General features: G+C 67.7%; 19 protein-coding genes. 12 read left to right on the forward strand and 7 right to left on the reverse strand.

What is annotated here, in order from left to right; translation table 11 throughout:
• Positions 1-37: 37 nt before the first annotated feature.
• The 4 genes from E1288_RS09480 to E1288_RS09495 form a co-directional block, all read right to left on the reverse strand.
• Complete coding sequence (locus tag E1288_RS09480) at positions 38-1,537, reverse strand: amino acid permease (protein WP_132483406.1); 1,500 nt, start codon at positions 1,535-1,537, stop codon at positions 38-40.
• Between the two features lie 205 nt (positions 1,538-1,742).
• Complete coding sequence (locus E1288_RS09485; RefSeq protein WP_132483408.1) at positions 1,743-2,756, reverse strand: ABC transporter permease; 1,014 nt, start codon at positions 2,754-2,756, stop codon at positions 1,743-1,745.
• Positions 2,753-3,667 (reverse strand): ABC transporter ATP-binding protein, encoded by a 915-nt coding sequence (locus E1288_RS09490; protein WP_132483410.1) that lies wholly within the window; start codon positions 3,665-3,667, stop codon positions 2,753-2,755. Before E1288_RS09490 ends, E1288_RS09485 begins: the two co-directional genes overlap by 4 nt.
• Positions 3,668-3,745: 78 nt before the next feature.
• The gene (locus tag E1288_RS09495) at positions 3,746-4,168 is read right to left on the reverse strand and encodes a hypothetical protein (protein ID WP_132483412.1); all 423 of its coding nucleotides are present in this window, start codon (positions 4,166-4,168) and stop codon (positions 3,746-3,748) included.
• Between the two features lie 415 nt (positions 4,169-4,583).
• On the opposite strand from E1288_RS09495, the gene E1288_RS09500 reads away from it, so the two are divergent.
• The gene (locus E1288_RS09500; protein ID WP_132483414.1) at positions 4,584-4,988 is read left to right on the forward strand and encodes a hypothetical protein; all 405 of its coding nucleotides are present in this window, start codon (positions 4,584-4,586) and stop codon (positions 4,986-4,988) included.
• Here E1288_RS09500 and E1288_RS09505 read toward each other — a convergent pair.
• Positions 4,936-5,715, reverse strand: coding sequence for a cupin domain-containing protein (locus E1288_RS09505; protein WP_235883447.1), 780 nt, complete (start codon positions 5,713-5,715; stop codon positions 4,936-4,938). The genes E1288_RS09500 and E1288_RS09505 overlap by 53 nt on opposite strands.
• A 241-nt stretch (positions 5,716-5,956) precedes the next feature.
• Between E1288_RS09505 and E1288_RS09510 the strand changes: the two genes are divergently transcribed.
• On the forward strand, positions 5,957-7,303 hold the full coding sequence (locus E1288_RS09510; protein ID WP_132483418.1) for an MFS transporter: 1,347 nt from the start codon (positions 5,957-5,959) through the stop codon (positions 7,301-7,303).
• 83 nt (positions 7,304-7,386) lie between these two features.
• Here the strand turns inward: E1288_RS09510 and E1288_RS09515 are convergent, their stop codons facing one another.
• Together E1288_RS09515 and E1288_RS09520 are read right to left on the reverse strand one after the other, a co-directional pair.
• Positions 7,387-7,947 carry a TetR/AcrR family transcriptional regulator gene (locus E1288_RS09515; protein WP_132483420.1) on the reverse strand — a complete coding sequence of 187 codons (561 nt, stop codon included), beginning with the start codon at positions 7,945-7,947 and terminating at the stop codon, positions 7,387-7,389.
• A 163-nt stretch (positions 7,948-8,110) separates the two neighbouring features.
• Positions 8,111-9,157 carry an LLM class F420-dependent oxidoreductase gene (locus E1288_RS09520; protein WP_132483421.1) on the reverse strand — a complete coding sequence of 349 codons (1,047 nt, stop codon included), beginning with the start codon at positions 9,155-9,157 and terminating at the stop codon, positions 8,111-8,113.
• A 252-nt stretch (positions 9,158-9,409) separates the two neighbouring features.
• On the opposite strand from E1288_RS09520, the gene E1288_RS09525 reads away from it, so the two are divergent.
• From E1288_RS09525 to E1288_RS09570, 10 genes are all read left to right on the forward strand, one after another.
• Positions 9,410-10,375, forward strand: coding sequence for a Ppx/GppA phosphatase family protein (locus E1288_RS09525; protein ID WP_132483422.1), 966 nt, complete (start codon positions 9,410-9,412; stop codon positions 10,373-10,375).
• 93 nt (positions 10,376-10,468) lie between these two features.
• Positions 10,469-10,861, forward strand: coding sequence for a phage holin family protein (locus tag E1288_RS09530; protein ID WP_132483423.1), 393 nt, complete (start codon positions 10,469-10,471; stop codon positions 10,859-10,861).
• Between the two features lie 93 nt (positions 10,862-10,954).
• Positions 10,955-11,695 carry an ESX secretion-associated protein EspG gene (locus E1288_RS09535; RefSeq protein ID WP_132483424.1) on the forward strand — a complete coding sequence of 247 codons (741 nt, stop codon included), beginning with the start codon at positions 10,955-10,957 and terminating at the stop codon, positions 11,693-11,695.
• Positions 11,696-11,752: 57 nt separating this feature from the next.
• A complete protein-coding gene (gene pepE, locus E1288_RS09540; protein ID WP_235883448.1) occupies positions 11,753-12,490 on the forward strand; it encodes a dipeptidase PepE in 738 nt (245 codons plus the stop codon).
• Positions 12,491-12,617: 127 nt separating this feature from the next.
• Positions 12,618-14,768: a sensor histidine kinase gene (locus tag E1288_RS09545; RefSeq protein WP_235883449.1), complete on the forward strand. Its 2,151-nt coding sequence runs from the start codon at positions 12,618-12,620 to the stop codon at positions 14,766-14,768.
• A gap of 30 nt (positions 14,769-14,798) precedes the next feature.
• Positions 14,799-15,224, forward strand: a complete 426-nt coding sequence (locus E1288_RS09550) for a roadblock/LC7 domain-containing protein (RefSeq protein WP_132483426.1) — start codon at positions 14,799-14,801, stop codon at positions 15,222-15,224.
• Positions 15,225-16,718: 1,494 nt separating this feature from the next.
• Complete coding sequence (locus tag E1288_RS09555) at positions 16,719-17,948, forward strand: alpha-xenorhabdolysin family binary toxin subunit A (protein ID WP_132483428.1); 1,230 nt, start codon at positions 16,719-16,721, stop codon at positions 17,946-17,948.
• 53 nt (positions 17,949-18,001) lie between these two features.
• Positions 18,002-20,407, forward strand: coding sequence for a hypothetical protein (locus E1288_RS09560; protein WP_132483430.1), 2,406 nt, complete (start codon positions 18,002-18,004; stop codon positions 20,405-20,407).
• A gap of 28 nt (positions 20,408-20,435) precedes the next feature.
• On the forward strand, positions 20,436-21,425 hold the full coding sequence (locus E1288_RS09565; RefSeq protein ID WP_132483432.1) for a hypothetical protein: 990 nt from the start codon (positions 20,436-20,438) through the stop codon (positions 21,423-21,425).
• The gene (locus tag E1288_RS09570; RefSeq protein WP_132483434.1) at positions 21,422-22,369 is read left to right on the forward strand and encodes a hypothetical protein; all 948 of its coding nucleotides are present in this window, start codon (positions 21,422-21,424) and stop codon (positions 22,367-22,369) included. The genes E1288_RS09565 and E1288_RS09570 overlap by 4 nt, the downstream gene beginning before the upstream one ends.
• Positions 22,370-22,692: the final 323 nt, after the last annotated feature.

Below are 22,692 nucleotides of genomic sequence, written 5' to 3' on the forward strand. Positions count from 1 at the left end.
TACCGGAACCATCGCTCACGAGCGGCTGCGCAGCGGATCAGGTCTCCTCGGCGGCCTCGTCGATGGTCTGGCCCTTGCCGAGCCTGCTGTGCCTCCTGCTGAACACGAAGTAGAGGACCAGGCCGATCAGCATCCAGATGCCGAACCGGATCCACGTCCAGCCGACCAGGTTGAGCATCAGGTACAGGCAGGCCGCCGCGGCCAGGATCGGGAGCACCGGCACCCACGGCACCCGGAAGGACCGCGGCAGGTCCGGCCGGGTGCGGCGCAGCACCAGGACGCCGATGGACACCAGCACGAACGCGAACAGGGTGCCGATGTTGGTCATCTCGGCGAGCACGTTGATCGGCGTCAGCGAGGCGATGGCCGCCACCACGATCCCGGTGATCACGGTGATCCGGTACGGCGTGCGGAACTTCGGGTGCACCTTGGCGAACCACACCGGCAGCAGGCCGTCCCGGCTCATCGCGAACCCGACCCGGGCCTGCCCCAGCATCAGGATCAGGATCACCGTGGTCAGGCCGGCGATCGCGCCGAGCGAGACGAGTCCGGCCGCCCACGGCGCGCCGATCGCCTGGAACGCGGTGGCCATCGGCGCCGCGGTGTTCAGCTGGTCGTACTTGACGACGCCGGTCATCACCAGCGACACCAGCACGTACAGGATCGAGCAGACGGCCAGCGAACCGAGGATGCCGATCGGCATGTCGCGCTGCGGCTTGCGGGTCTCCTCCGCGCCGCTGGCGACGATGTCGAAGCCGATGTAGGCGAAGAACACCAGTGCCGCGCCCGCCACCAGGCCACTCAGTCCGAACGACCCGGTCTGCCCGAAGAACGCGTTGACCAGCGGTTCGTCCAGCGGTGCCGCCACGGCGCCGGGCTCCGGCGGCTGGTGCGGCGGGATGAACGGGCTCCAGTTGGACGCCTTGACGAAGAACGCGCCGAAGATGATGAAGAACAGCACCACGACGAGCTTGATCGCCACGACCACGTTGGTCACCGCGGCGCTGAGCCGGATGCCGACCACCAGGACGACGGTGAGGATCAGGGCGATGATCGCGGCGGGCAGGTTCACCACGCCGCCGGCGCCCGGCGCGGCGGTCAACGCCGCCGGCAACCCCATGCCGATCGACTCGAGCGCCGCGACGAAGTACCTGGACCAGCCGACGGACACGGTGGACGCGCCGAGGACGAACTCCAGCATCAGGTCCCAGCCGATGATCCAGGCCAGGAATTCGCCCATCGACGCGTAGGAGAACGTGTACGCCGAGCCGGCCACCGGCACGACAGACGCGAACTCGGCGTAGCAGAGCGCGGCCAGGCCGCACGCGATTCCGGAGATGACGAACGAGATCGCGATGCCGGGCCCGGCATCGGTGGCCGCGGCGACGCCGGTCAGCACGAAGATGCCGGTGCCGATGATCGCGCCGATGCCGATGCCCAGCAGATCGACCGCGCGCAGCACGCGGCGCAGGCGAAATTCCGGGGCCTCGGCATCTCGGATGGATTGTTCGACCGATTTGACACGCATGATTGACATGGGTGGCCCTCCTCACCCAGGTGCCCGGGCGGACCGTCGGCCCGCTCGCGCCGCAGCGGCGTACTGAAGACAGGATTGTGGCTCAGGTCACTCCCGGCAAGATGATCCGGCTCATCGTGAGGCGGCCGTGATCAGGGCGGCCGCGGCGGCGCGAGCGCAGCTGCCGGTCCGCTGAGCCGGGCCGCGGCTCAGCGGACCGGCGGTGTCAGGCGATCCGCACGCCGCGGGTGAGCCCGCGCACCGGCGTGCGCAGCCGGTTCGCGCTCAGCCACAGCGCACCGGCCCCGAGCAGCAAGTTGAACCCGAGCCCGTAGGGCCACACGGCCGGGCTCGTCGCCAAGGCATCCGTGTCGTAGGTGTCCTGCTCCACCCGCATGCTGCGCGCCATCAGCCCGATGGTGCTCAGCGGATCCATCTCGACGATCGGTTCCTCCTCGCCGGTGCGCGGGTTGATCCGGCTCGGCGGGGCGGGCGCGGCGTCGCCGAGCACGATGAACGGGTTCGGTGCCATCAGCCACCAGACGTACTTCGGCTGCGGCACGTCGTAGGTGGAGGGCTCCATGCCGGAGGCGGCTTGCTCGCTGGTCGGCGTGTACGTCTTCTCCGTCATCGTCAGCGGCAGGGATAGCCCGAAGACGATCACCGTGCCCACGGTCAGGGCGAACACCAGCAGGTAGGACATCAGCGTCGAGGTGATCCCGCGCGCGAACAGCGCCGAAAGGCCCTGCGCCATCGCGCAGATCACGCCGATCAGCAGCGCGACGATCGCGAGCACCGCGAGCGCGCGCAACGGCCCGACGCCGCCCTCGAACAGCGCCCACACGACGAACGGCAGCGTCAGCCCGAGGAAGACCAGCCCGGTGATCCAGGCGGCCGCGAACTTGCCCAGCGTGATCTCCCACGCCGACAGCGGCGTCGCCTGCACCGTGGCGAGGGTGCCGCGCTCGCGGTCGCCGTTGATCGACTGCGCCGTCAGGGCGGGCGCCACCAGCAGCGCCAGCGCGAGCACGAACAGCATCACGCCGCCGAACAGCGGGATGCCGGTGTAGTCGGCGGCGATGCCGGAGTCCTCGCGCACGATCGCCACGGAGTACCTGAGCAGGGCGGCGAAGCCCGCGACGACGACGAACCACGCGGCCAGCAGCCACCGCCACCGGCCGGTGCGCAGGCGCACCCGGAACTCCTGCTTGGCCACGATCTTGATGCCGCTCAAGGTCATCGGCGCTCCTCGGTGTAGGCCAGGTAGGCGGACTCCAGGTGGTTGCCGGTCGGGGCGAAGCTCGACACCTGCACGCCGTCGGCGACCAGCCGCGCGAGCAGTTCCGCCGCGGCCTGCTCGGAAGTCACCTGCACGTCGACCCCGGCGGCATGGGCGGCGTGCTCGATCCCGTGCCGCTCCAACGCGGCGGGCAGGTCGCCGGAGAGCGCGCGCACCCGCCACACCGCGCGATGATCGAGCTCGTCCATCCGGTGCTGGCCGGCGGTCCGGCCGCCGTTGACGAACACGACCCGCTCCGCGACCTCGGACAGCTCGCTGAGGATGTGGCTGGACACCAGCACCGCGGTGCCTTCCGCCGCCTGGGCGCGCAGCAGGTCGCGGAGCTCGACGCGGGAACGCGGATCGAGGCCCGACGCGGGCTCGTCGAGCAACAGCACCGACGGCCGGTGCACGAGCGCGCGGGCGACCGCGAGGCGCTGCTTCTGCCCGCGCGAGAGCACGTGCACCGGTTGGTCGGCGAACTCCGCCAGGCGCACCAGTTCGAGCAGCTCGGCCAACCGGGTCCGCGCGTCGGCGGCCGGGAGGCGGTAGGCGGTCGCGAAGAAGTCCAGGTACTCGCGGGCGGTCAACTGGTCGTACACGCCGAAGACGTCCGGCATCCAGCCGAGCCGCCGGCGCACCGCCAGCGGATCCGCCACCGGGTCCAGGCCGGCCACCCGCAGCTCGCCCGAGTCGGGCGCCAGCAGGGTGGCCAGCATCAACAGCAATGTCGTCTTGCCCGCGCCGTTCGGTCCGACGAGCGCGGTCACCTCGCCGTAGGGAACGTCGAGGTCCAGCCCGCGCACGGCTTCCACCGCACCGAATCTGCGCCGCACGTCCCTGGCTAGGACTGCATGGTCCTGCGTAGCCATCGTGGCACTCCTGGTTGTGGATCTTGCGTCCGTAGGACGCGGCGGAGTGCGTTCGGGTTGCGTGCGATCGGTCGCGGATCAGGCCTGGCGGGTCGACCGGTCGTCGCTCCACTGCGCGTCGAGCGCGTCGAGCGCCGAGGTCTTGGTCTCCTGGTCGACGGACTTGGCGGCATCCATCGAGGGCTGGAGCAGCGTGTCCGACGGCGGGGCCGCCACGGGTTCGAGATCGGGCCGGGTGCGCTCGCGGGGCGGCAGCGGGATCCGCGGCCGCGACTCCAGCGGCGGTCGCGACGGCTGCCGCGGCGGCGCGGCCGGCTGGTCGGCGCTGATGTAGAGGGATTCCAGGATCAGCACGATGACCCCGACGGCGAGCGCGCCGGTCCCCAGCCACAGGCCGCTCGGGTCGTCGCCGAACCACCACAGCCCGCCCGCGATGCCGCACGCGGCACCGGCCGCGATAGCCAGCAGATGGAACAGCAGGTGGACGGTGTAACCCCTCACGACCCGATTACCTCCCCTGAAATCGCGGCCCGTCGACGATCCCGGTGCGAACAGCGGGCTGCTGTGGAACACGCGCGCCGATCGCGGCGGGTTGCCCGGCGCCGCGCCTTCTCGGCGGCCGGGTGCCGGCGGTGGCCGGACCGTTTTCGATGGTAGCTCCGGTTCCGCGCGTTTTGCCCGATCAAGAACTGTCCGCCCGATCACGCCGAGCCCGCCGTCCGGCGAACCGGCGAACCTGATCACTTTTCACCTGTTCGGGCGAGTGGGGCCGTTCACGCCCAGCGGTCATGAACGTCCCGAATTACGGTGAATCTCCAAGGGCCACAGCGAAAACGGCATTGGTGCGGTGCCTTTCGCGTCGACGGCAAGAGTCGCTAGAACCGGTGGCCCGCTGCGTCGTGGGGGGGTGGTGCCGGTGATCAATTCGCTGGCAGGGTTCGCGTTGGCTGCCTCGATCGGCATCGGAGCGATCATCGGCTCGCTGATCACGATGTCCTGGGTGGAGCGCAAGATGCTCGGTTCCGGCGTGCCGCGCCGCGAGACCGCGCGGGGCCGGCATCGCGAGACCGGCAGACTCGTCGCCGAGTACCGGCAGCAGCGAGCGGCGCCGGGCGGGCGACCCCGGCGCAACGCCCTCGCCGCCGCGTTCGCAGTGGTCCTCGCGGTGCTCCGGACGTCCGCCGAGGCGGTCCGCGGCCGGGCCGCAGCACCTGCCGGCGGTCCCGGCGCGATGCGTCGCCCCGGGCCCCGGCACTCCTTCGACCGGCCTACAGGACCCGGAAGTCGGCGAAGTCGAATCCTGGCGAAACAACGCAGCTGACCAGCGTCTCGGCCGTCGCGGCGGCCTGTGCGCACTGCCAGGTGCCGGCGGGGACCACGGCCTGCGGCGCCTGCCCGGCGCCCGCGCCGAGCACCAACCGCTCGGGCTCGTCGACCGGGCGCGGCCCGTCGCCACCGAGGCAGAGGGTCAGCGGCCCGCCCCGGTGCCACAGCCACAGCTCGTCGGAAGCGACCGTGTGCCAGGCGGACAACTGGCCGGGCGGCAGCAGGAAGTAGATCATCGTCGCGCTCGACCGGGTGCCGCCGTTGTGCTCGATCCGGACCGGTCCGGCCCAGGTCTGCCGGTACCAGCCGCCCTCCGGGTGCGGCAGCAGGTCGAACTCCTCGGCGGTCCGGCTGCGCGTCTCCAGGCTCAGGTAGCGCCCCGCCGCGTCGCGCCGGGCGTAGCGGACGCCGATCACCGCCTCCCGCTCCAGCGGCCCGTAGACATGCGGGAACAGCGCATCCGCCGGCGTGCCCGCCGGGGGCGCCGGATTCGGCTCCTCCCAGCGCACCGGCGCCGACAGCTTCGCGGGGTCCAGCTCCAGTGCCACCATCGGTTCGGTCGTTTCGCGGTACAGGGTGTTCGCCACCGCGAGCGTGGTGCGCTCGTCCGGCGAGCAGTGCACGAAGCCCTCGGTCTCGAGGCTGGCGGATCTGACGGGGGAGTTCCGGTCGGCGTGGAAGGTTTTCAGCGGCAGCAGGTGCAGCAGCGTCGATCCAGTCACACCGACAGTCTCTCCTGATCGAAACGGCCGACGCGATCGAGTCCCGCCCGCCCTGGCGCGGGGTAGGCCGGACGAGTTACTCCGTCGTGACCAGCTGAACGCGCAAATGGGGCACTGAGACGGCTTCGGTCTGGATGTGAATTCGGCCTTGACGAGAGTAGAGACGCACATCACAGTCGTACCAACCGGTCGGTCTGAAAAAGATCTTGGTCTCCAGCCATCAAGTCAAGGGAGTCTGTCGATGACTGCGAGTGACCCGACGACGCACGCCAGCAGGACCCCCAAGAAGCTGATGATCGCGGCGCTGATCGCCAGCTCCATCGAGTGGTACGACTTCTTCATCTACGCTACGGCCGCGGCCCTGGTCTTCGGCCACCTGTTCTTCCCCGGCGCCAGCCCGCTGATCGGCGTCCTGCTGTCCTTCGCGACGTTCTGGGCGGGCTTCATCGCCCGGCCCGTCGGCGGCCTGATCTTCGGGCACCTCGGCGACAAGATCGGCCGCAAGCCGGCCGTGGTGACCTGCCTGATCATGATGGGCACGGCGACGTTCCTGATCGGCGTCCTGCCCGGCGCGGACTCCATCGGCGTGTTCGCGCCGATCCTGCTGGTGACGCTGCGGTTCCTGCAGGGCATCGCGGTCGGCGGGCAGTGGGGCGGCATCGTCCTGCTGCTCACCGAGAACGCCGGCCGCGGCCGGCGCGGGATGGCGGGCACCTTCGGGCAGATGGGCGTGCCGTTCGGCGTGATCCTCGGCAACATCACGTTCCTCGCGGTCGGCGCGGCGCTGAGCCCCGAGGCCTTCCAGGCGTGGGGCTGGCGGATCCCGTTCCTGGCCAGCGCGGTGCTGGCGCCGGTCGTGCTGTACATCCAGATGAAGATCGAGGACACCCCGGTGTTCCAGGAGCTGAAGGAGCGCAAGGAGAAGGCGGACGCGGAGGTCGTCAAGGCGCCGCTGATGGAGGTGCTGCGCACCAGCAAGCGGACCGTGCTGCTGGGCGCGGGCCTGCTGTTCGCCACCAACTCGATCTTCTACATCAGCATCTCGGGCCTGCTCGACTACGGCACCCGCGAGCTGGGCATGCCGCGCCAGTCGCTGCTGGCGGTGACGCTGGTGTCGTCGGCGGTCGGCATCGTCGTGATCTTCGCCAGCGGCGCGCTGTCGGACCGCTGGGGCAGGCGCCCGCTGATCGTGGCCGGTGCGGTCCTGCTGGCGGTGTGGGCGTTCCCGTTCTTCTGGCTGGTCGACACCGCGTCGATCGCCGGGGTGGCGATCGCGGCGACGGTGGGCAGCATCGGGTCGAGCCTGACCTACGGGCCGCTGGCGGCGTACCTGAGCGAGCTGTTCGCCCCGCGCGTCCGGTACTCGGGTGCGTCGCTGGCCTACCAGCTGGCGGCGATCCTGGTCAGCGGCGGCACGCCGTTCATCATGACCGCCCTGCTGGCGGCCACCGGCAGCTCGGCGTCGGTGTCGGTGTACCTGCTGCTGATGGGCCTGTGCACGCTCGGTTCGGTGCTGCTGTTGCGCGAGACCCACAAGGCCGGTTCGGCGGAGCCCCAGCACGCCCGCGAAGCGGTGGCGGAAGCCTAGGTCTCGCCTGGTCAGGCCCCGTGAGCACTTTGGGTTGCCATGGCAGCACAAAGTGCTCACGGGCATTCACCTGCGGAAACGTCCTAGTCGGGGTCGACGTCGAGGAGCCCGGCGATGTCGCGGAACGCTTTGGCGGGATCCCGGTCGCGCGCCGCCGCCGGGAGGTTGCCGGTCAGGCAGAGCGTCGCGAAGCCGTGCGCGATGGACCACGCCGCGAGCGCGGCCCGGTCGGCTTCGGCGTCGTCGAGCGTCGCGGGCAGGCCCGCCCGCAGGGCGTCCCAGGCCCGGGCCTTCGCGGCGAGCAGGTCGGGATCGTCGAGGTGGCACCGGTCCGGTTGGTGCATCACCTCGAAGTGGCTCGGGTGCGCCACCGCGAAGCCGACGTAGCGGGCGCCGAGCTCGATCAGCGCCAGGTCGTCGGCCAGGGCTTCCGCGAGCAGTCGGTAGCCTTCCGCGGCCAGCGCGGTGAACAGCCCGGCCTTGTCCTTGAAGTGGTGCCGCGGCGCGGCGTGCGAAACGCCGGCGCGCCGGGCCAGGTCCCGGAGGCTCAGCTGCGCCGGGCCGTTCTCGGCGATCATCTCGACCGCCGCGTCCAGCAGGGTCTGGCGGAGATCTCCGTGATGGTAGGGCCGCTCCGTGCTCATGCGCCCATCTTGCCATTGACAAGATGAGGATCTTCCCCGCAGTTTCAATTCAAACTGCGGACCTCCGGCGTGTCGGACCCCGACACGCCGGAGGCTGTGGACAACTCCCGCAATTTCAATGGAAATCAGAGGTTCGATTTCCATTGAAATTGCGGAACCCCGCTCAGGCGTCGGTGGCGAGTTGCTTGACCTGCTCGATGAGCTTGGCCCGGCCGGCCGCATCGCCCGCCAGCGGCGTCACGTTGAGGGTCGTGACGCCCGATTCCTTCAGCGCCGCCAGCCGCTCCTTGACGTGGCTCGCGGTGCCGACCAGCGAGGTCTTCTCCAGCAGCTCGCGGGGCACCGCCGCGGCGGCCTCCTCCTTCTTGCCGCTGAGGTAGAGGTCCTGGATCAGCTCCGCCTCGGCCTCGAAGCCGTAGCGGCGGGCCAGGTTGTTGTAGAAGTTCTTGCCCTTCGCGCCCATCCCGCCGACGTAGAGCGCCACGTGCGGCCGCGCGAAGTCCAGCAGGTCGTCGAGCCCCTCGCCGATGGCCAGCGGCGCCTGGGCGACCACGTCCAGCGGCGGCAGCGACGCGTCGCGCTTCGCCTTGCCCGCCGCCAGCGGCTCGCCCCACACCTCGGCCGCCCGCTCCGGCAGGTAGAAGATCGGCTCCCAGGCCTCGGCGATCTCGGCGACCAGCTCGACGTTCTTCGGCCCGATCGCGGCGATCATGATCGGGATCCGGTCGCGCACCGGGTGGTTGATGATCTTCAGCGGCTTGCCCAGTCCGGTGCCCTGGTCTGCGGGCAGCGGGATGCTGTAGTGCTTGCCCTCGTGCTGGACCTTCTCGCGGCGCCAGACCTGGCGGCAGATGTCGACGATCTCGCGGGTCCGGCCCAGCGGCGCGTGGTAGGGCACCCCGTGGAAGCCCTCGATGACCTGCGGCCCGGACGCGCCGATGCCCAGGGTGAACCGGCCGTCGGAGACGAAGTCCAGGCCCGCCGCGGTCATCGCGGTCAGCGTCGGCGTGCGGGTGTAGATCTGCAGGATGCCGGAGGCGATCTCCAGGCGTTCGGTGCGGGCGGCGATGAAGCCCATCTGGCTGACCGCGTCGAACGAGTACGCCTCCGGGACGTACACGATGTCCAGTCCGGCCTTCTCGTAGGTGGCCAGGTCGTCGACGGTTTCTTTGAACCCTCCGCTGTAGTTCAGCGGCATCCCGATGCGCATCGGCCGAACCCTTCCGGTCTGTGGCGAGCGGCGATGCCGGGGCGTCGGCCACGCCGCCGAGGTAGTCCAGAGGCTACCGCCGGGTAAGTCGCGCCGGGAGACGGCGCCCGGCCCCGAGAATGTGACACAACTCTCAAGAAAACCTTGGCGTGGCGGGATTTTCGACCGAAATGACCCCGACAATGGGAGCATGCCGCCAATTACCTCCACCACGCCGAGCCGCGAGCCGCGTGGTGCGCGGACGGTCGCGGCATGAAATTGGCTCTGCTGGACATCGGGTCCACCGCTGCGCGCCTGGAAATCGTCGACCTCGACCGGTCCCGGATGCCGCGCGCCGACTGGAGCGCGAAGGCCCGGACCAGGCTCGCCGAGCACACCGGGGCGGACGGCCTGGTCACCGAGCTGGGCGTCGAGCACGCGGAGCGGGCGGTGCGGCACTGCGTGAACGCGGCCATCGACGAGAAACCCGACGCGCTGATCGCGTACGGGACCTCGGCGGTGCGGGACGCGGTCAACGGCGCGGAGCTGCGGCAGCGGCTTAGCGAGGCGGCGGGGGTGCGCATCGGCGTGCTCAGCCCGCGCGACGAGGCCGCCGTCACCTATCACGCCGCCCGCCGCTGGCACGGCCGCTGCGGCACCGTCCTGACCATGGTGGACATCGGCGGCGGCACCATAGACGTGGCCACCGGCACCGGCGGCGAACCCGCCGACGTGGTCTCGCTGCCGTTCGGCGCGGCCCGGCTGACCAGGCAGTACCTGCCGGACGATCCGCCGACGCCGCAGCAGGTCGACGAGCTGGTCGCGGCGGTCCGCGGCACCATCCCGGGCTCGCTGCGCACCTTCGCCGACCGCGACCTCGGACATCCGGTGGCGCTGAGCAAGGTGCTGCGGCAGCTGGCCGTGCTCACCGAGAGCTCGCCGGGCCGGATGGCCCGCCACCCCGACCGGCTGCTCCGCGCCAAGCTGCGCCCCTGGATCCCGCGGCTCGCGGAGCTGGGCCAGAAGCAGCGGGCGGCGCTGCCCGGCGTGTCGCGCAGCCGCGCCCGCCGCATCCTGGCCGGGGCCATCGTCGCCGAGCTGATCCTGCGCACCATCGGCGTGGACGAGCTGGAGATCTGCCCCTGGGGCCTGCGAGAAGGCCTGGTCTTCCGGTTCGCCGAAGCGCACGACGACACCGACGGCGACGCGCTCCGGTTGATGGCGACCCTCTTCAGCTGAACCGGAGATCACAACGCCGCGCGAGCGCCCGACTCCCGGACACCGGTAGCGTCGATGATGTTCGTGGCGGAAGCCGGCAGGAAGGGGCGCGTCGTGGCAACGCTGCTGTACATCCTGATCACCATGGTCGCGGTGTGGATCACCACCGCGCTGCCCGGCATCACGCTGGAGGGTGAGGACACCACGGCGAAGATCCTCACGCTGCTGGCGGTGTCGGTGATCTTCGGCATCGTCAACGTGGTGCTCAAGCCGGTCGCGAAGACGCTGGGCTGCCTGCTCTACCTGCTGACGCTCGGGCTGTTCGGCCTGGTGGTCAACGCGCTGCTGTTCTGGCTGACCAGCTACCTGGCCGGCGAGCTGCGGCTGCCGTTCCACGTCGACGGCTTCTGGTCGGCGTTCTGGGGCGCGCTGATCGTCACGATCGTCAGCAGCGCCCTCGCCGGCATCGTGCGCCGCACCACCCGGCCCCAGGTCGAAGAGCGCTGACACCCGTCGATCCCGGCCAAAACGCCACGAAGCGGGCAGCGCCCCGGATATCCTGCCGCCCACAGGGGATCTTGATGGACCACGGAGCCGGCGATGCGATGCAGCCTGCGGGAGTTCGGCGGCCTGCTGCGCGATCACGCGGTCGGGCCGGAGGTCGAGGCGTTCCTGATCGCGCGGCCGCAGACCGCCGACGAGCCGCCGGACGGCCCCTGGGGCGAGCTGGCCGCGAACCTGGTGCGCGCATCGGTGTTCGGATTCGCGCAGGTCAACGTCCCCGGTGAGGCCGAGCTGCGCGCCGTCGTGGCGGTCGGCAACGGACACGCGGCGCGGGTGCTGGTGCAGGACGGGTCGGTGACCGCGAAGAAGGTCCGTCCCGATGCGCCGTGGCCGGCGCTGGTGGGCTGCCTGCCGGACCGCGAACCGGCCGAGGGCTGCGAGGTCACCGTGCCGACCCGCGTGCTGGCCGAGGCGCGCGCCGACGCCGAGCAGCGCGGAGATCGCCAGGTGGACTGGCTGGCCTACGAGCTCAAGCGCCGCCGCGTGCCGCCGGAAGACGCGCAGGCCATCGGCGACCTGCTGCGGCGCGCGGACGGGATGACCGCCCATCTGACGGTCGGCTTGCGGGTCGCCTCCGGTGCGGTGCGCAGCGGGCCGTTCGGGATCGAGGTGCACCACGCGCCGTCCGGCCGCGCCGCCGTGATCCCGGAGTCGCCGGACGACACGTTCACCGTGGTCGCCCCGGCGGGCGCCTACCTGCTCGGCAAGACCCTCCAGGAGTACGTCGAAGACCTGTGGGAAGGCACCAGCGAGCGCACCCAGCCCCTGCCCCGCTGACCCTGTCCACTGTGGAGGGCGGCGGCCGGGGATAGCCTGGCTTCGGAAGACCGTCCGATGGGAAAGAAGGCCGACGTGGAGTTGCTGCTGCTGTCCAGTTCGATGAAGCACGGCACGGGTTTCCTCGAACACGCCATGCCGGCCGTGACCGAGCTGCTGGCCGGTCGCGGGCGGCTGCTGTTCGTCCCGTTCGCCAAGCGCGACCACGACGGCTACACGGCGACGGTGCAGGCCGCGGTCGCGCCGCTGGGCATCACCGTCGACGGCCTCCACCGGGCCGACGACCCGGTGGCGGCGGTGCGCGAGGCCGAGGCCGTGTTCATCGGCGGCGGGAACACCTTCCGCCTGCTGTCCACGCTGCACCGGCTCGGTCTGGTCACCGCGCTGCGCGAGGCCGTGCGCGGCGGCACGCCGTACATGGGCGCGAGTGCGGGCACCAACATGGCCTGCCCCAGCCTGCGGACCAGCAACGACATGCCGATCGTCGAGCCACCGTCGTTCGAGGCGATCGGGCTGGTGCCGTTCCAGATCAACCCGCACTACCTGGACCCCGACCCGGGCAGCACGCACATGGGCGAGACCCGCGAGCAGCGGATCGCGGAGTTCCTGGAGGACAACGACGTGCCCGTGCTGGGCCTCCGGGAAGGCGCCTGGCTGCGGGTCCGCGGTGAGCACGCCGAGCTCGGCGGCAGCACCGGCGCGCGGCTGTTCACCCGCGGCGCGGAGCCCCGCGAGCTCGGGCCCGGCGACGACGCCACGTTCCTGCTCCGCACCGAGCCGCACTACGACGCCTGACCGCGGCAACGGTGATGAAACGTTTCCGTGTTTTCATGATCACCCTGTGCTAGTGTTCAGCCGCGCGACCGCCCGCGCTGGTGCGGAAGCGGGCTGGTCGCAGGGCGGTTCGACATAGCGGAGCACTGTGACGCGGACGAGCAGTTCGGGTAGTGACTACAGGACGATCCGGGCCCGCCTGACGCGCATCGGCGTGGTGCCGAGCGTGATCCTGCTGGCCCTCTGGCTCGGGTTCTCGTCGCTGACCGTGTACGACGGCTACAGCGCGAGGGTGATCGCGGTCGGGGTGAAGAACGCCTCGATCCCGGCGGTGAACAGCCTGGCGGCCCTGCAGAAGGAGCGCCAGCTGGCGATGGAGCGGCTCAGCCGCCCGGACATCGACCCGGCCGCGCTGATCGCGCAACGCGCGAGGACCGACACGGCCGTCGGCGAGATGCGCGCCAACCTCGGGCAGCTCGCCGAGGAGGCGCCGTCGCGGATCGCGACCCGGGCGCGCGACCTCGACGCGCTGCTGGTCCAGCTGCCGCACCAGCGCGCCCGAGCGGATGCCGGGAACTCGTCGCGGGCGGAGACCTTCCGCTTCTACAACCGGCTGCTCGACGCCGGCGTGAACCTGTTCGACACCCAGTCGCGGGTGACGCCGGACCTGGCCGTCAGCCAGGCCGCCCTGGTGGCGACCGACGTGTTCCGCGCCGCCGACCAGATGTCCCAGGCCGCATCGCTGGGCGGTGCCGCGCTGGTCGGCGGTGAGTTCAACACCGAGGACCACCTGTCCTTCTCCGCCCTGGTCGGCGCCTACCACTCCAGGATGGAAACCGCGGTGCCCGCCGCCGCGCCGAACACGATCGAGCTGTACCGGCGACTCATCGCCAGCCCCGACTGGCAGCGCCTGGTCGGCTTCGAGAACGCGCTCGTCGAGCATCCGCCGCAGCGCAGCGGGACGTTCGCCGTCGACGAGGAGGAGTGGCGGCAGTCCACCAACGCGGTCGCCGAGGCCCTGGTCGACATCGCCATCGAGCAGGCCAAGACGACCTCCGACCTCGGCCTGGAGAACGGGACCGACCGGTTCGTCCAGGTGATCGCGGGCAGCCTCGCGGCGCTGCTGGCCGTTCTGGTCGGCATCGTGCTCGCCGCGCGCAACGCCCGGAGGCTGGTCGACCGGACGCTGGTGACCAGGCTGGCGAAGCTGCGCGACGACACGCTGCGGCTGGCCAGCGGGCGGTTGCCCGACATCATGTCCAGGCTCAAGCGCGGCGAGCAGATCGACGTCGAGACCGAGCTCTCCCCGCTGGAGCACGGCAACGACGAGATCGGGCAGGTGGCGGAGGCCTTCAACACCGCGCACCACACCGCGGTCGCCGCGGCGGTGCGGGAGAACCAGGCGAAGGCCGGCATCAACAAGGTCTTCCTGGGCATCGCCCACCGGAACCAGGGGCTGGTGCACCGCCAGTTCAAGGTGCTCGACGAGTTGGCGAGAGGCGAGGAGCACCCGCAGCGGCAGGACGCGCTGCTGCGGCTCGACCACCTCGCCACCCGGGCCCGCCGCAACGCGGAGAACCTGATCATCCTGGCCGGCGAGCAGCCGGGGCGGCAGTGGCGAAAGCCGGTGCGGCTGGCGGACGTGGTGGGCGCGGCGGTTGCCGAAACCGAGCTCTACGACCGGATCCGGATTCATCCGATGCCTGACGTGTCGCTGGTGGGTGCGCCGGTGGGCGACGTGATCCACCTGCTGGCGGAGCTGATGGACAACGCCACGTCGTTCTCCTCGCCGCGCTCGGAAGTCCAGGTGTACGGCAGCAATGAGCGCCGCGGCGTGCTGGTGCGGATCGAGGACGAAGGACTGGGAATGCGCCCGGCGGACCGGGACGACGCCAACGTGCGGCTGTCGACGCCACCGCGGTTCGAGGACATCACGTTGCGCGGCGATCCCCGGCTCGGGCTGTTCGTGGTGGCGCAGCTCGCCGCGCGCCGCGGCATCAAGGTCGTCCTGCAAGAGGCCGCCGAGAACGGCACGGTGGCGACGGTTCTCCTGCCGACCGAAATCCTGGCGACCGAGCCGATGTTCGACACCAGGACGGATTTCACCCGCCCGGCGGAATGGGAGGAAGTCGAACCGAGATTGCCGACCCCGCCGCGAATTCGCCCGGATGCCCGTAATTCGGAGCCGGGTGACGGCGATTCCGGGCGCGCCGGGCACTCGTCGGAGCGAAGCCGTGGCAACATGGCCGCTTTCCAACGCGGCACGCGCGCAGCGCGGCGGGCGGAGGAACCGGAATGACCGGTCCGGCGACGAAGGGGAAATGCGCGGATGACCGACAGGATCGGCCCCGATGGTGAGCTGAACTGGCTGCTGGACGACCTGGTGGCCCGGGTGGTGGGAGCCCGCGACGGAGTGGTGCTCTCGGCGGACGGCCTGCTGATGGCCCGCTCGGCGGGACTGTCCACAGCGGACGCGGAGCACTTGGCGGCGATGGCCGCGACCTTCCAAAGCCTGGCGAAGGAAACGGGAAGGCATTTCGGCGGCGGCGGAGTCCGGCAAACGCTGGTGGAGCTGGACCACGCGTTCGTCTTCATAACGGCAGCGGGCGCCGGAGCATGCCTAGCGGTACTGGGAGAAGAAGAAGCGGACGTGGGAACGATCGCCTACGAGATGAACCTCCTGGTGATCAGGGTGGGCAATTACCTGAGCTCGGCCCCAAGAGCAGAAGTCCCAACCCAACAACAAAGGCCCTGAAAAACCCCACAAACCCCAGGGACCCCAGAAAACCCAAGAACCCCAACAATTCAAACAGAGGGAACAGCGCCCCACTCCAAAACTGAGGCGCCAACGGACTCCTTCAACCCAAGCGCCCCATGCGCATAGTCCAGCCCCGAAGGGGCGAAGACGAGCCCACCGAACCAGCCCGCCACCAAGGCACCCAACACGCTCCACACCGGCTGCCAAGGTGCCCGATGCGCTCCAGGTAGATGCGAAGCGGCAGAACGGAGGGCTGGTCGGAAACCAGGCCGGGAACGGCTCCCGACGCAAGGAGCCAAAGAAACGGGCCACCGCACCGTGGGGGGCGTGGGGGGTTCGACCCCCCACAGCAAAAACCGAGTGAGCCCCGTCTACGCATTCGGTAGACAGGGCTCACCCGGCGAACTCGGTGGGCGATACTGGGATCGAACCAGTGACCTCTTCGGTGTGAACTATGCCCGCCACCTCGCGCTGACCTGCGAAAACAAGATTTCGCAGGTCAGCGCGGATTCGTTCAATGCGGTTGAGATCCGTTCACCGCAGTTCAGCGCACAGCGCTGCTCCCCGTTTGCTCCCCACCCTGCTCCCCGCCATGACCATCACATGTCTTTCCTCACACTGATTCAATTCCTACATGGTTGGCGACACCTCCACGGGGCGCGGAGAGCACCCGATGCTGACGACGCACCTGGCCGCGCTCGCCGGCAAAGTCGATCAAGGAAGTGGGTTCCGCGCCGATTCTGCCTGGCATCGGTCGGTAAATCCGCAGGTCAAAGGTAGGTAGGTCGACCCATCTGTCGGGGCAACGTTCGTGATCTTCTTGACCCATCTCCTGGTTCAACTTTGGTGGCCCGCGCCAGCATGCCAGCCCACACGACCTGATCCTGTGCTGCGGCAGGATCTTCGCCTACGCCCCGTCCGATGCCAACTAGCCGCCAGGACGCAGATGGAAAGGGCGTCGACGACGTCCGCCCGATCCGCGACGACATCGACCGCCGCGTCGGCGCCCTCTCGCCGGACTCGTGCCCGAGGCGGCGAAGTGAGAGCGATGTCCGCAACGTGATCATCGTGGGTCGGCGCTCTGATCCACTGCCCAAGTCCGTGCCTGGTGTCCGCGGCCATCGTGGACACCAGGCACGGAGGCTGTTCAGTGAAACCAGGATCCGGTTCTGCTTAATTTTCAGCCGTCAAACCGCCCGGGCTCTGCTGGGTCTGCCTCACGCCAGTAGCGCCGCCGGTTCCCACTTCACCAAGAAACTCCGCCAGGCCGGTATCTGGAAGCCCGCGTTCATCGCGCTCACCCAACTCGCCTCCAAAACACCCTGAATGGAGCAAGCTTGCCTCCGAACGGTGCGATGTGCCGAAATGTCCTTGCTCTCTGCCCGTTATGGCTTTGATACTTACAGTCACGATGATCCAGGTGCTGAGACCCACGGGCGAGTGGCCCCTTGCCCGGGTTTACCTTTTCCGCACGAACGAATGGGGATACCTGTGACCTCTGTCGAACCGTCGAAGCCGCTCACGATCCTCAATGGTCCCGTGCCGCACGGGGTACCCAAACCGCCGGATAAGCGGTTTATCGTGTTTGGTCAGGATTGGCTCACGATGCAGACGTACATCAAGCAAGCACTCGCGCTGCCCATCAACAAGGCGGACTGGGAGAAGGATTACGGCGGTTTCCCGGAACAGGAGAACGAAATCAAGAAGGTCCTGAGCGCCATGAAAAACGTCCAGGACCTGTGTCCAGATTTTGGCGATCCCGACATGATCCGGAAAAAGATAATTAGCGACGGAGCTTACCTTACGGGCAAGACTCCGCCCGCTGAGATATACGGGCACATCATTTGGCTTTCCACGCAGGTCAGCAATACCGCGGGCACGTTCAAGTATACCTTCGAAAGCCTGAAGGATGTGCTCAGCACAGGAACGGAAAAGCAGCGGGCCGACAACCTGCGGTTGATCCTCGGCGGCAGTGGAGGCCTGCTCTCCGAAGCCGAGAAGGAAAAGAAGAAGGTTGCCGAGCTCAGCCAGAAACTGGCCAAGTTCGATCAGAAGATCACCGAGGCGAACAACGAAGTCGCCATCTACACGAGTTCTTCGTCCAAGATCCTCACGGCGGCGAACAAGAAGATCGGAGCCCTCGAGACGGACGTCAAAAACCTGCACACGGCTGCGGACAAGGCGTACGAGGAGTGGCGCAAGTACACCATTGTCGCGGTCAGCACCTCGGTCGGGATCACGGTGATCAGCCTGGGGCTTCTTGCCTCGGTCGGATGGGCGTTTGGTATTGGGTTCGGGATCGCCGCGATCAAGGCGCGGAAGCTCTACAATCAGATGCTCGACCAAATCAAGGACAAAGAGGTTGATATTCAGAAGAAGACCCGACTGGTCACCGATCTGACCGGCCTGAACTCCTCCATTCCGTCGATCGGGGATTCGCTGACTCGTTTCAAGAACAACCTGCAGGAGATCGAGGGGGTGTGGACCGACATCGCCGGCAAACTTGGCTACATCTGCTCGAACTACCAGGACAAGGACCTCGCCAACCTTGCGTGGGTCCAGCAGTCCCTGAAGATCCTCGATGCCCAGCACAAGTGGGCCGAGATCCAGACGGCGGCTCAGGAGTTCACCCAACGGTCCCTCGTCACCTTCTCTCCGGTCGGCAAATGGGGCAACAAGCTCACCGAGGAGCACCAGCAGGCCCACGCACTGGCGATCTGAAACGCGACCGGGCGCATTTGCCACGCACCGAGCATGACCAAGGAGGCGTCGACATGCCCAACTGGGATGTGCTAACGAAGAAGACCGCCGCGTTGACGTTCAGCGAAGTGACCAAATCCGACGGCAACCAGAAAGAGGTCACCGTCAGCGGGCTGCGGGTGCGCCTGTCGGAAATCGGTGCCTGTACGCAACTGATGTCCGTGTTCGCCGACACCCTCGTCGTCGACTATCCCACTTTCGACGCTCCTGGTGTTGTGGTGGTCGCCCGGTCGCTGGACCTCTCGGCACTGAGCGGCTCGGCCCTGCCTCTGAGGGTGCCTGCCGGCCATGGCCCCAACGTGGCACAGTTCCTCATCGGCGGCACCGTCGGCGGCGACTTCCGTATCAATACGGAGAACGTGACCAGCGGCGCAAAGACCGTGCCGGTCGGGATGACCCCGCTGAAAGCCGCCCTGCACCAGGTCGCCCACGACGGCACGATCACGCAGGACATCAACTCCGGTGCCAAGGACATCGCGGACTTGACCGGTCGTCCCTGGGCCCTGGGCAGCCTGAAGGCAAGCGTCACCGCCGCGGGATCCTTAATGGACACCGGCATTCCCGCGGACACCGCACTCGCTCGCTCGATGCTGGCCTGGGTTGTCGCGTGCATTCAACAGGCTGGCCAAACCTGTTTCAGCAGTGCCACCGTGGCCGAACTGGCTACTGTCGGACGACAGGCCGCAGCCCTGCTCGCCACACTCGACGTCGCATCCGGCGCCCGCTACGTGCCCGTCCTGCCAGGGGCCTTCTACAAAGACAAAACCACGGCTCTGCTTGGCGTCCTGGGCGGTTATCAAGCCGATCTCAATACCCTGTCCACCGCGCAGGAAACTTCGAAGGCCCTGAAAAGGGTCGCCGGGACACTCGCCGCTAATGCCAAGACCGAGACCGACCCGCTGACCGTCCGGCTGCACAGCATCACGTCGAACGTCGACCATCTCAAGGCCGACCTCACCACCTTGACCGGTCAGCTCGACACCCAGTACAACCGGGCCCACACCGCGTTCACGGTCATGCGCGCCAAAATTGCCCTGCAAGACGTGCAGAACTTCGTAGACGCCTACTTCGGCGCGGTCATCGCAGTCGTCAAAGTAGGTGTGGGGGCGGCCCAGGCCGTCGAGGACCCGACGAAGGTCTCGGAAGTCGCCCACGGACTCTACGACGCGGCGGACAAGGCATACACGGCGATTGGCCAGATCCCGGAAGACCAACCCGGCGACGACGAACTACTCCAGGCGACCCGCACGCTACTGCGTACCCAACAACGCATTATCGCTTCCTTCGAATCCGCGACCACGCTGTGGAACGCCCAGGACAACGAAACCATCGGCGCGTCCCCCCGGCCACTGACGGAGTCCGACCAGCAGTTCGCGGCCGATCCGACCGTGGCGTGGGATGTGTACCTGACACGGGCGCAGGCAGCCCTGGACACCATCAAGCAGCGGATCGGCCAATCCCACGCCGAGGAGGCGCAACAGGCGGCGAACAACTACTGGGCCGAGTTGATGATCTTCGGGCGGTATGGCAAGGCTCTCGCGGTCACGGCGAACGCCTATGCCGCCCAGCTCGCCGAGGCCAGTATGGTGCGCGCCCAGATCAAGGCGACGAACGAAGTGGCCGATCGCTGGAAGGCTCTGGAGCAGACCTGCCGCACCGACAAGGAGCGGCAGGCCCTACTCATGGGGATACTGCAGACCCGGGTGGACACCGTCAAACGGTCGCTGCACGTGGCGTGGACCTACTATCGCGACGCGTACTTCTATCTTTACTTTGCCCAGCCACCAGCGATCGATCTCGACGCGCCTATCTCAGATATCCGGCGCCAACTGGCTGCGATGACCGACTGGGTCGAGCGAGCGATCAGCCAGAGCGGTAACAAAGTCCAGTTGCCCGGAAGAGACGCGACGATCAGCCTTGATCTGCCGATCATCCACGCGGACACCGCACACCAGTCGGCAGCCGGCGTCATCGCCGCCACGCTCGCCCAAGACCCCACGAACAAGATGTGGACGCTGAGCTGGACCGTGCCGATGGGCGCACCGCTGCTCGCGCAGCAGCTTCCGGACAACGGCAATGTCGCAATCTGGGTGACCTCAGCCGAGTTCTTTGTGGACGACGTGACTCCGAACCCCGCGGGCAGGGTCATCGTCGAGGTGGCGACCTCCGGCTGCTACCAGAACGGATTCGGGCCGGCCGAGTCACACACCTTTGTCGCCAAGGGGATCACTGGGACCTACGCCTACAAGCAGGAGGGGAAGCAGGTCTACTCGCCGTGGGAGATCGGCAGAGACGTCTACATGACACCGACGTTATTCACACAGTGGACCATGACCTTCGACCAGAACGGTGGGAATCCACAGCGGGCGACGAAGCTGCGTCTGAACTTCCACGTCGACTACCAGAAGAAGCCACATTAAGCGCGGCGAACCACCACGGGAGCGCACGATGAGCATCGACCAGACGTCTGCCGACACCCCCAAGACGAACGACCTGGGCCCGTCGGGAGTACAGCTCGACCAGATCAAGCCCGCATGGGACGCCATTACTTCCTGGCTCGCCGGAACCAAGGCCATCCCGCATGACGTGGACGCCGTCCTCGAACGGTACGGGGTGTTTCAGGATGAGGAGAATCTGGCTCGGTTCCTCGCGGCTCTCGAAATCGTCCGCGTGTGGGGAGACCTGCTCGGATCACCCGCGAGTCTGACCGCCCGTATCGCTGAGAACCCCAATTACATCACCGGGCCCGAAGTCCCGGAGGAACTCTACGCTGCTGTTGTCAGGCTGACGATCCGCGTGGAAAACACCGCTGGCACGGTCGTCACCACCTACGACAGTCTGCCGACGCTCCTCGATCCGGCCCATGGCACCGCCAAGGAGCGTGCCGACGCGCTGAAACAGGTTCTCCGAGGAGAGAATCGCGGGCTCACCAAGACCATCGACCAGCTCGCCACCGACAGCGCAGACCTGCGCGCCCGTCTCACCGCCCTGCAGAAAGAACTGGCCAGTTCCGTCGTCACCCTGACGACGACGTCGCCACTGAACGAGGCCAACCGAACGATCGGTGCACTCCGCGCCGAGATCGAGACACTCCACCAGCAAACAGCGACACCAGAGACCGAAAAGCGGATTCGGGAATGCGAGGCGGAAATCAGCAAGAAGGAGTCGCTTGTCCATGCCCTGCACGACGTGTTCTCCACCGCGCACAAGGTGACACCGAAACTGATCGAGGTGTGCGGTGTCCTGGAATACCTGGGCGGCGTGGTGCGCTCCGCGAAAACCACGATCAACATGGTCTGCGGCTTGTCCAGCGATGAGCAGCTCAGCACTGCGGATTGGGTGAAAAAAGCCCTGGGTAACGCGAGCATGCGGACCCAGTGGCAGGAGCTGCAGGACAAAGCGAGGGCGTTCGTGCAACATGCACAGGTGACGCCATGAGCGCCCTCTACGCGCTCGACGCGTCCGGCATGCGAACCGCGAAGGACGCAGTCGACACTATTGGTCGGTACCCGCACACCCTCGTACATGTGGAACACGACATCGCCCAAATCCATCTCGGTCCATATACCGTATACACCGTGTGCGGCGACCGTCCGCCGGCCACAGTGTGGGGTAAGACTTTCTCCATCACCGAGCCCACCCATTTGCTAAAGCCGATCCTGACCGAGATCTCCGCCAGTAATGTGGAGTTCCTGAGCGACTTCAAGACCTTCCTTGGTTGGTTGTCACAGGCGCTGCCAGCCGCCAACGAGAAGTTCAGGAATGTGACCGACAAGCTGGAAACGTTGTCGCAGACGAAAAATCCCACCAAGGGCCAGCGCGACAACGCCTTGACCGAGTTGAGTGAGCTTGTCATGTCGTTGCGGCAAGGTTCCGAGAAGCTCAAGCCATACGTCAGCGCGAGCGCCAGGAAGGTGGAAGAGAACAACGACCACCTCAAGACCGTCCAGAATGTCATCACCGCTCTGAACGACCGACTCGACAAAGCGTTCAACTTCCTGCGGAACATGTACGAAAAGGACGGATCTCCTTGTGGCATGGCGAAATTCGAGAGATCCGTTGGCAAGGTACGCGATGAGCACACCGCCACCATCGGCAAACTGGACGCCGTCCTCGACATGCTACGCATCCGGACCACGGAAGTGAACAGCGCCCTCGCGTTGATCAGCGGCACCCTGATCAACTTCTCCGCGTCCTACAACGCGGTGATCAACCCGCTTGAGCGGGCACGGAACCCGGAACTGAGCAGCGTCATCCAGGAATTCCAGGTGACAGTCTCCTGGAAGAGCTGGAAGGCATTCGCCGACTACGTCAAAGACCAACTACAGCCGTCTCTGACCAATGTTTACTGCAGCTTGGTCCCTGACCTCATCCCGGGCTGACGGCCGACCGAAGCAGTCACCGCTCGACGGTCGTCTCAGCGCGTCGGCGGGACAAGATCCAGCTCCTTTGACATCAGGGTCCGCCGTCCGTTCGCCGAAGCAGAGTCAAATCGACCACTAGACACCGGGACCGTCTACGAACTGTCATTAGTCGATACGACTGGCCCGCCCAGTACGGCAGAGACATGGCCGCCCTCGGAGAAGGGGGCAAAGCAGTCGGGTACGCCTTCCCACTCGCTTGCCAGGTGAATGAACCTGGTCAGCGACGGTTCGGCGGCAGGGACTTTGCGCGCGAGGCGCCACAGTTGCCGTGCTCCGTCGTA

This window comes from Saccharopolyspora elongata (assembly GCF_004348985.1).
GTDB classification, from domain to species: domain Bacteria; phylum Actinomycetota; class Actinomycetes; order Mycobacteriales; family Pseudonocardiaceae; genus Saccharopolyspora; species Saccharopolyspora elongata.

Coding starts and splice junctions, on each gene's coding strand:
- E1288_RS09480 (WP_132483406.1), bottom strand. CDS start 1,537: ATGTCAATCATGCGTGTCAAATCGGTCGAACAATCCATCCGAGATGCC.
- E1288_RS09485 (WP_132483408.1), bottom strand. CDS start 2,756: ATGACCTTGAGCGGCATCAAGATCGTGGCCAAGCAGGAGTTCCGGGTG.
- E1288_RS09490 (WP_132483410.1), bottom strand. CDS start 3,667: ATGGCTACGCAGGACCATGCAGTCCTAGCCAGGGACGTGCGGCGCAGA.
- E1288_RS09510 (WP_132483418.1), top strand. CDS start 5,957: ATGACTGCGAGTGACCCGACGACGCACGCCAGCAGGACCCCCAAGAAG.
- E1288_RS09515 (WP_132483420.1), bottom strand. CDS start 7,947: ATGAGCACGGAGCGGCCCTACCATCACGGAGATCTCCGCCAGACCCTG.
- E1288_RS09520 (WP_132483421.1), bottom strand. CDS start 9,157: ATGCGCATCGGGATGCCGCTGAACTACAGCGGAGGGTTCAAAGAAACC.
- E1288_RS09525 (WP_132483422.1), top strand. CDS start 9,410: ATGAAATTGGCTCTGCTGGACATCGGGTCCACCGCTGCGCGCCTGGAA.
- E1288_RS09535 (WP_132483424.1), top strand. CDS start 10,955: ATGCGATGCAGCCTGCGGGAGTTCGGCGGCCTGCTGCGCGATCACGCG.
- pepE (WP_235883448.1), top strand. CDS start 11,753: ATGGGAAAGAAGGCCGACGTGGAGTTGCTGCTGCTGTCCAGTTCGATG.
- E1288_RS09550 (WP_132483426.1), top strand. CDS start 14,799: ATGACCGACAGGATCGGCCCCGATGGTGAGCTGAACTGGCTGCTGGAC.
- E1288_RS09560 (WP_132483430.1), top strand. CDS start 18,002: ATGCCCAACTGGGATGTGCTAACGAAGAAGACCGCCGCGTTGACGTTC.
- E1288_RS09565 (WP_132483432.1), top strand. CDS start 20,436: ATGAGCATCGACCAGACGTCTGCCGACACCCCCAAGACGAACGACCTG.
- E1288_RS09570 (WP_132483434.1), top strand. CDS start 21,422: ATGAGCGCCCTCTACGCGCTCGACGCGTCCGGCATGCGAACCGCGAAG.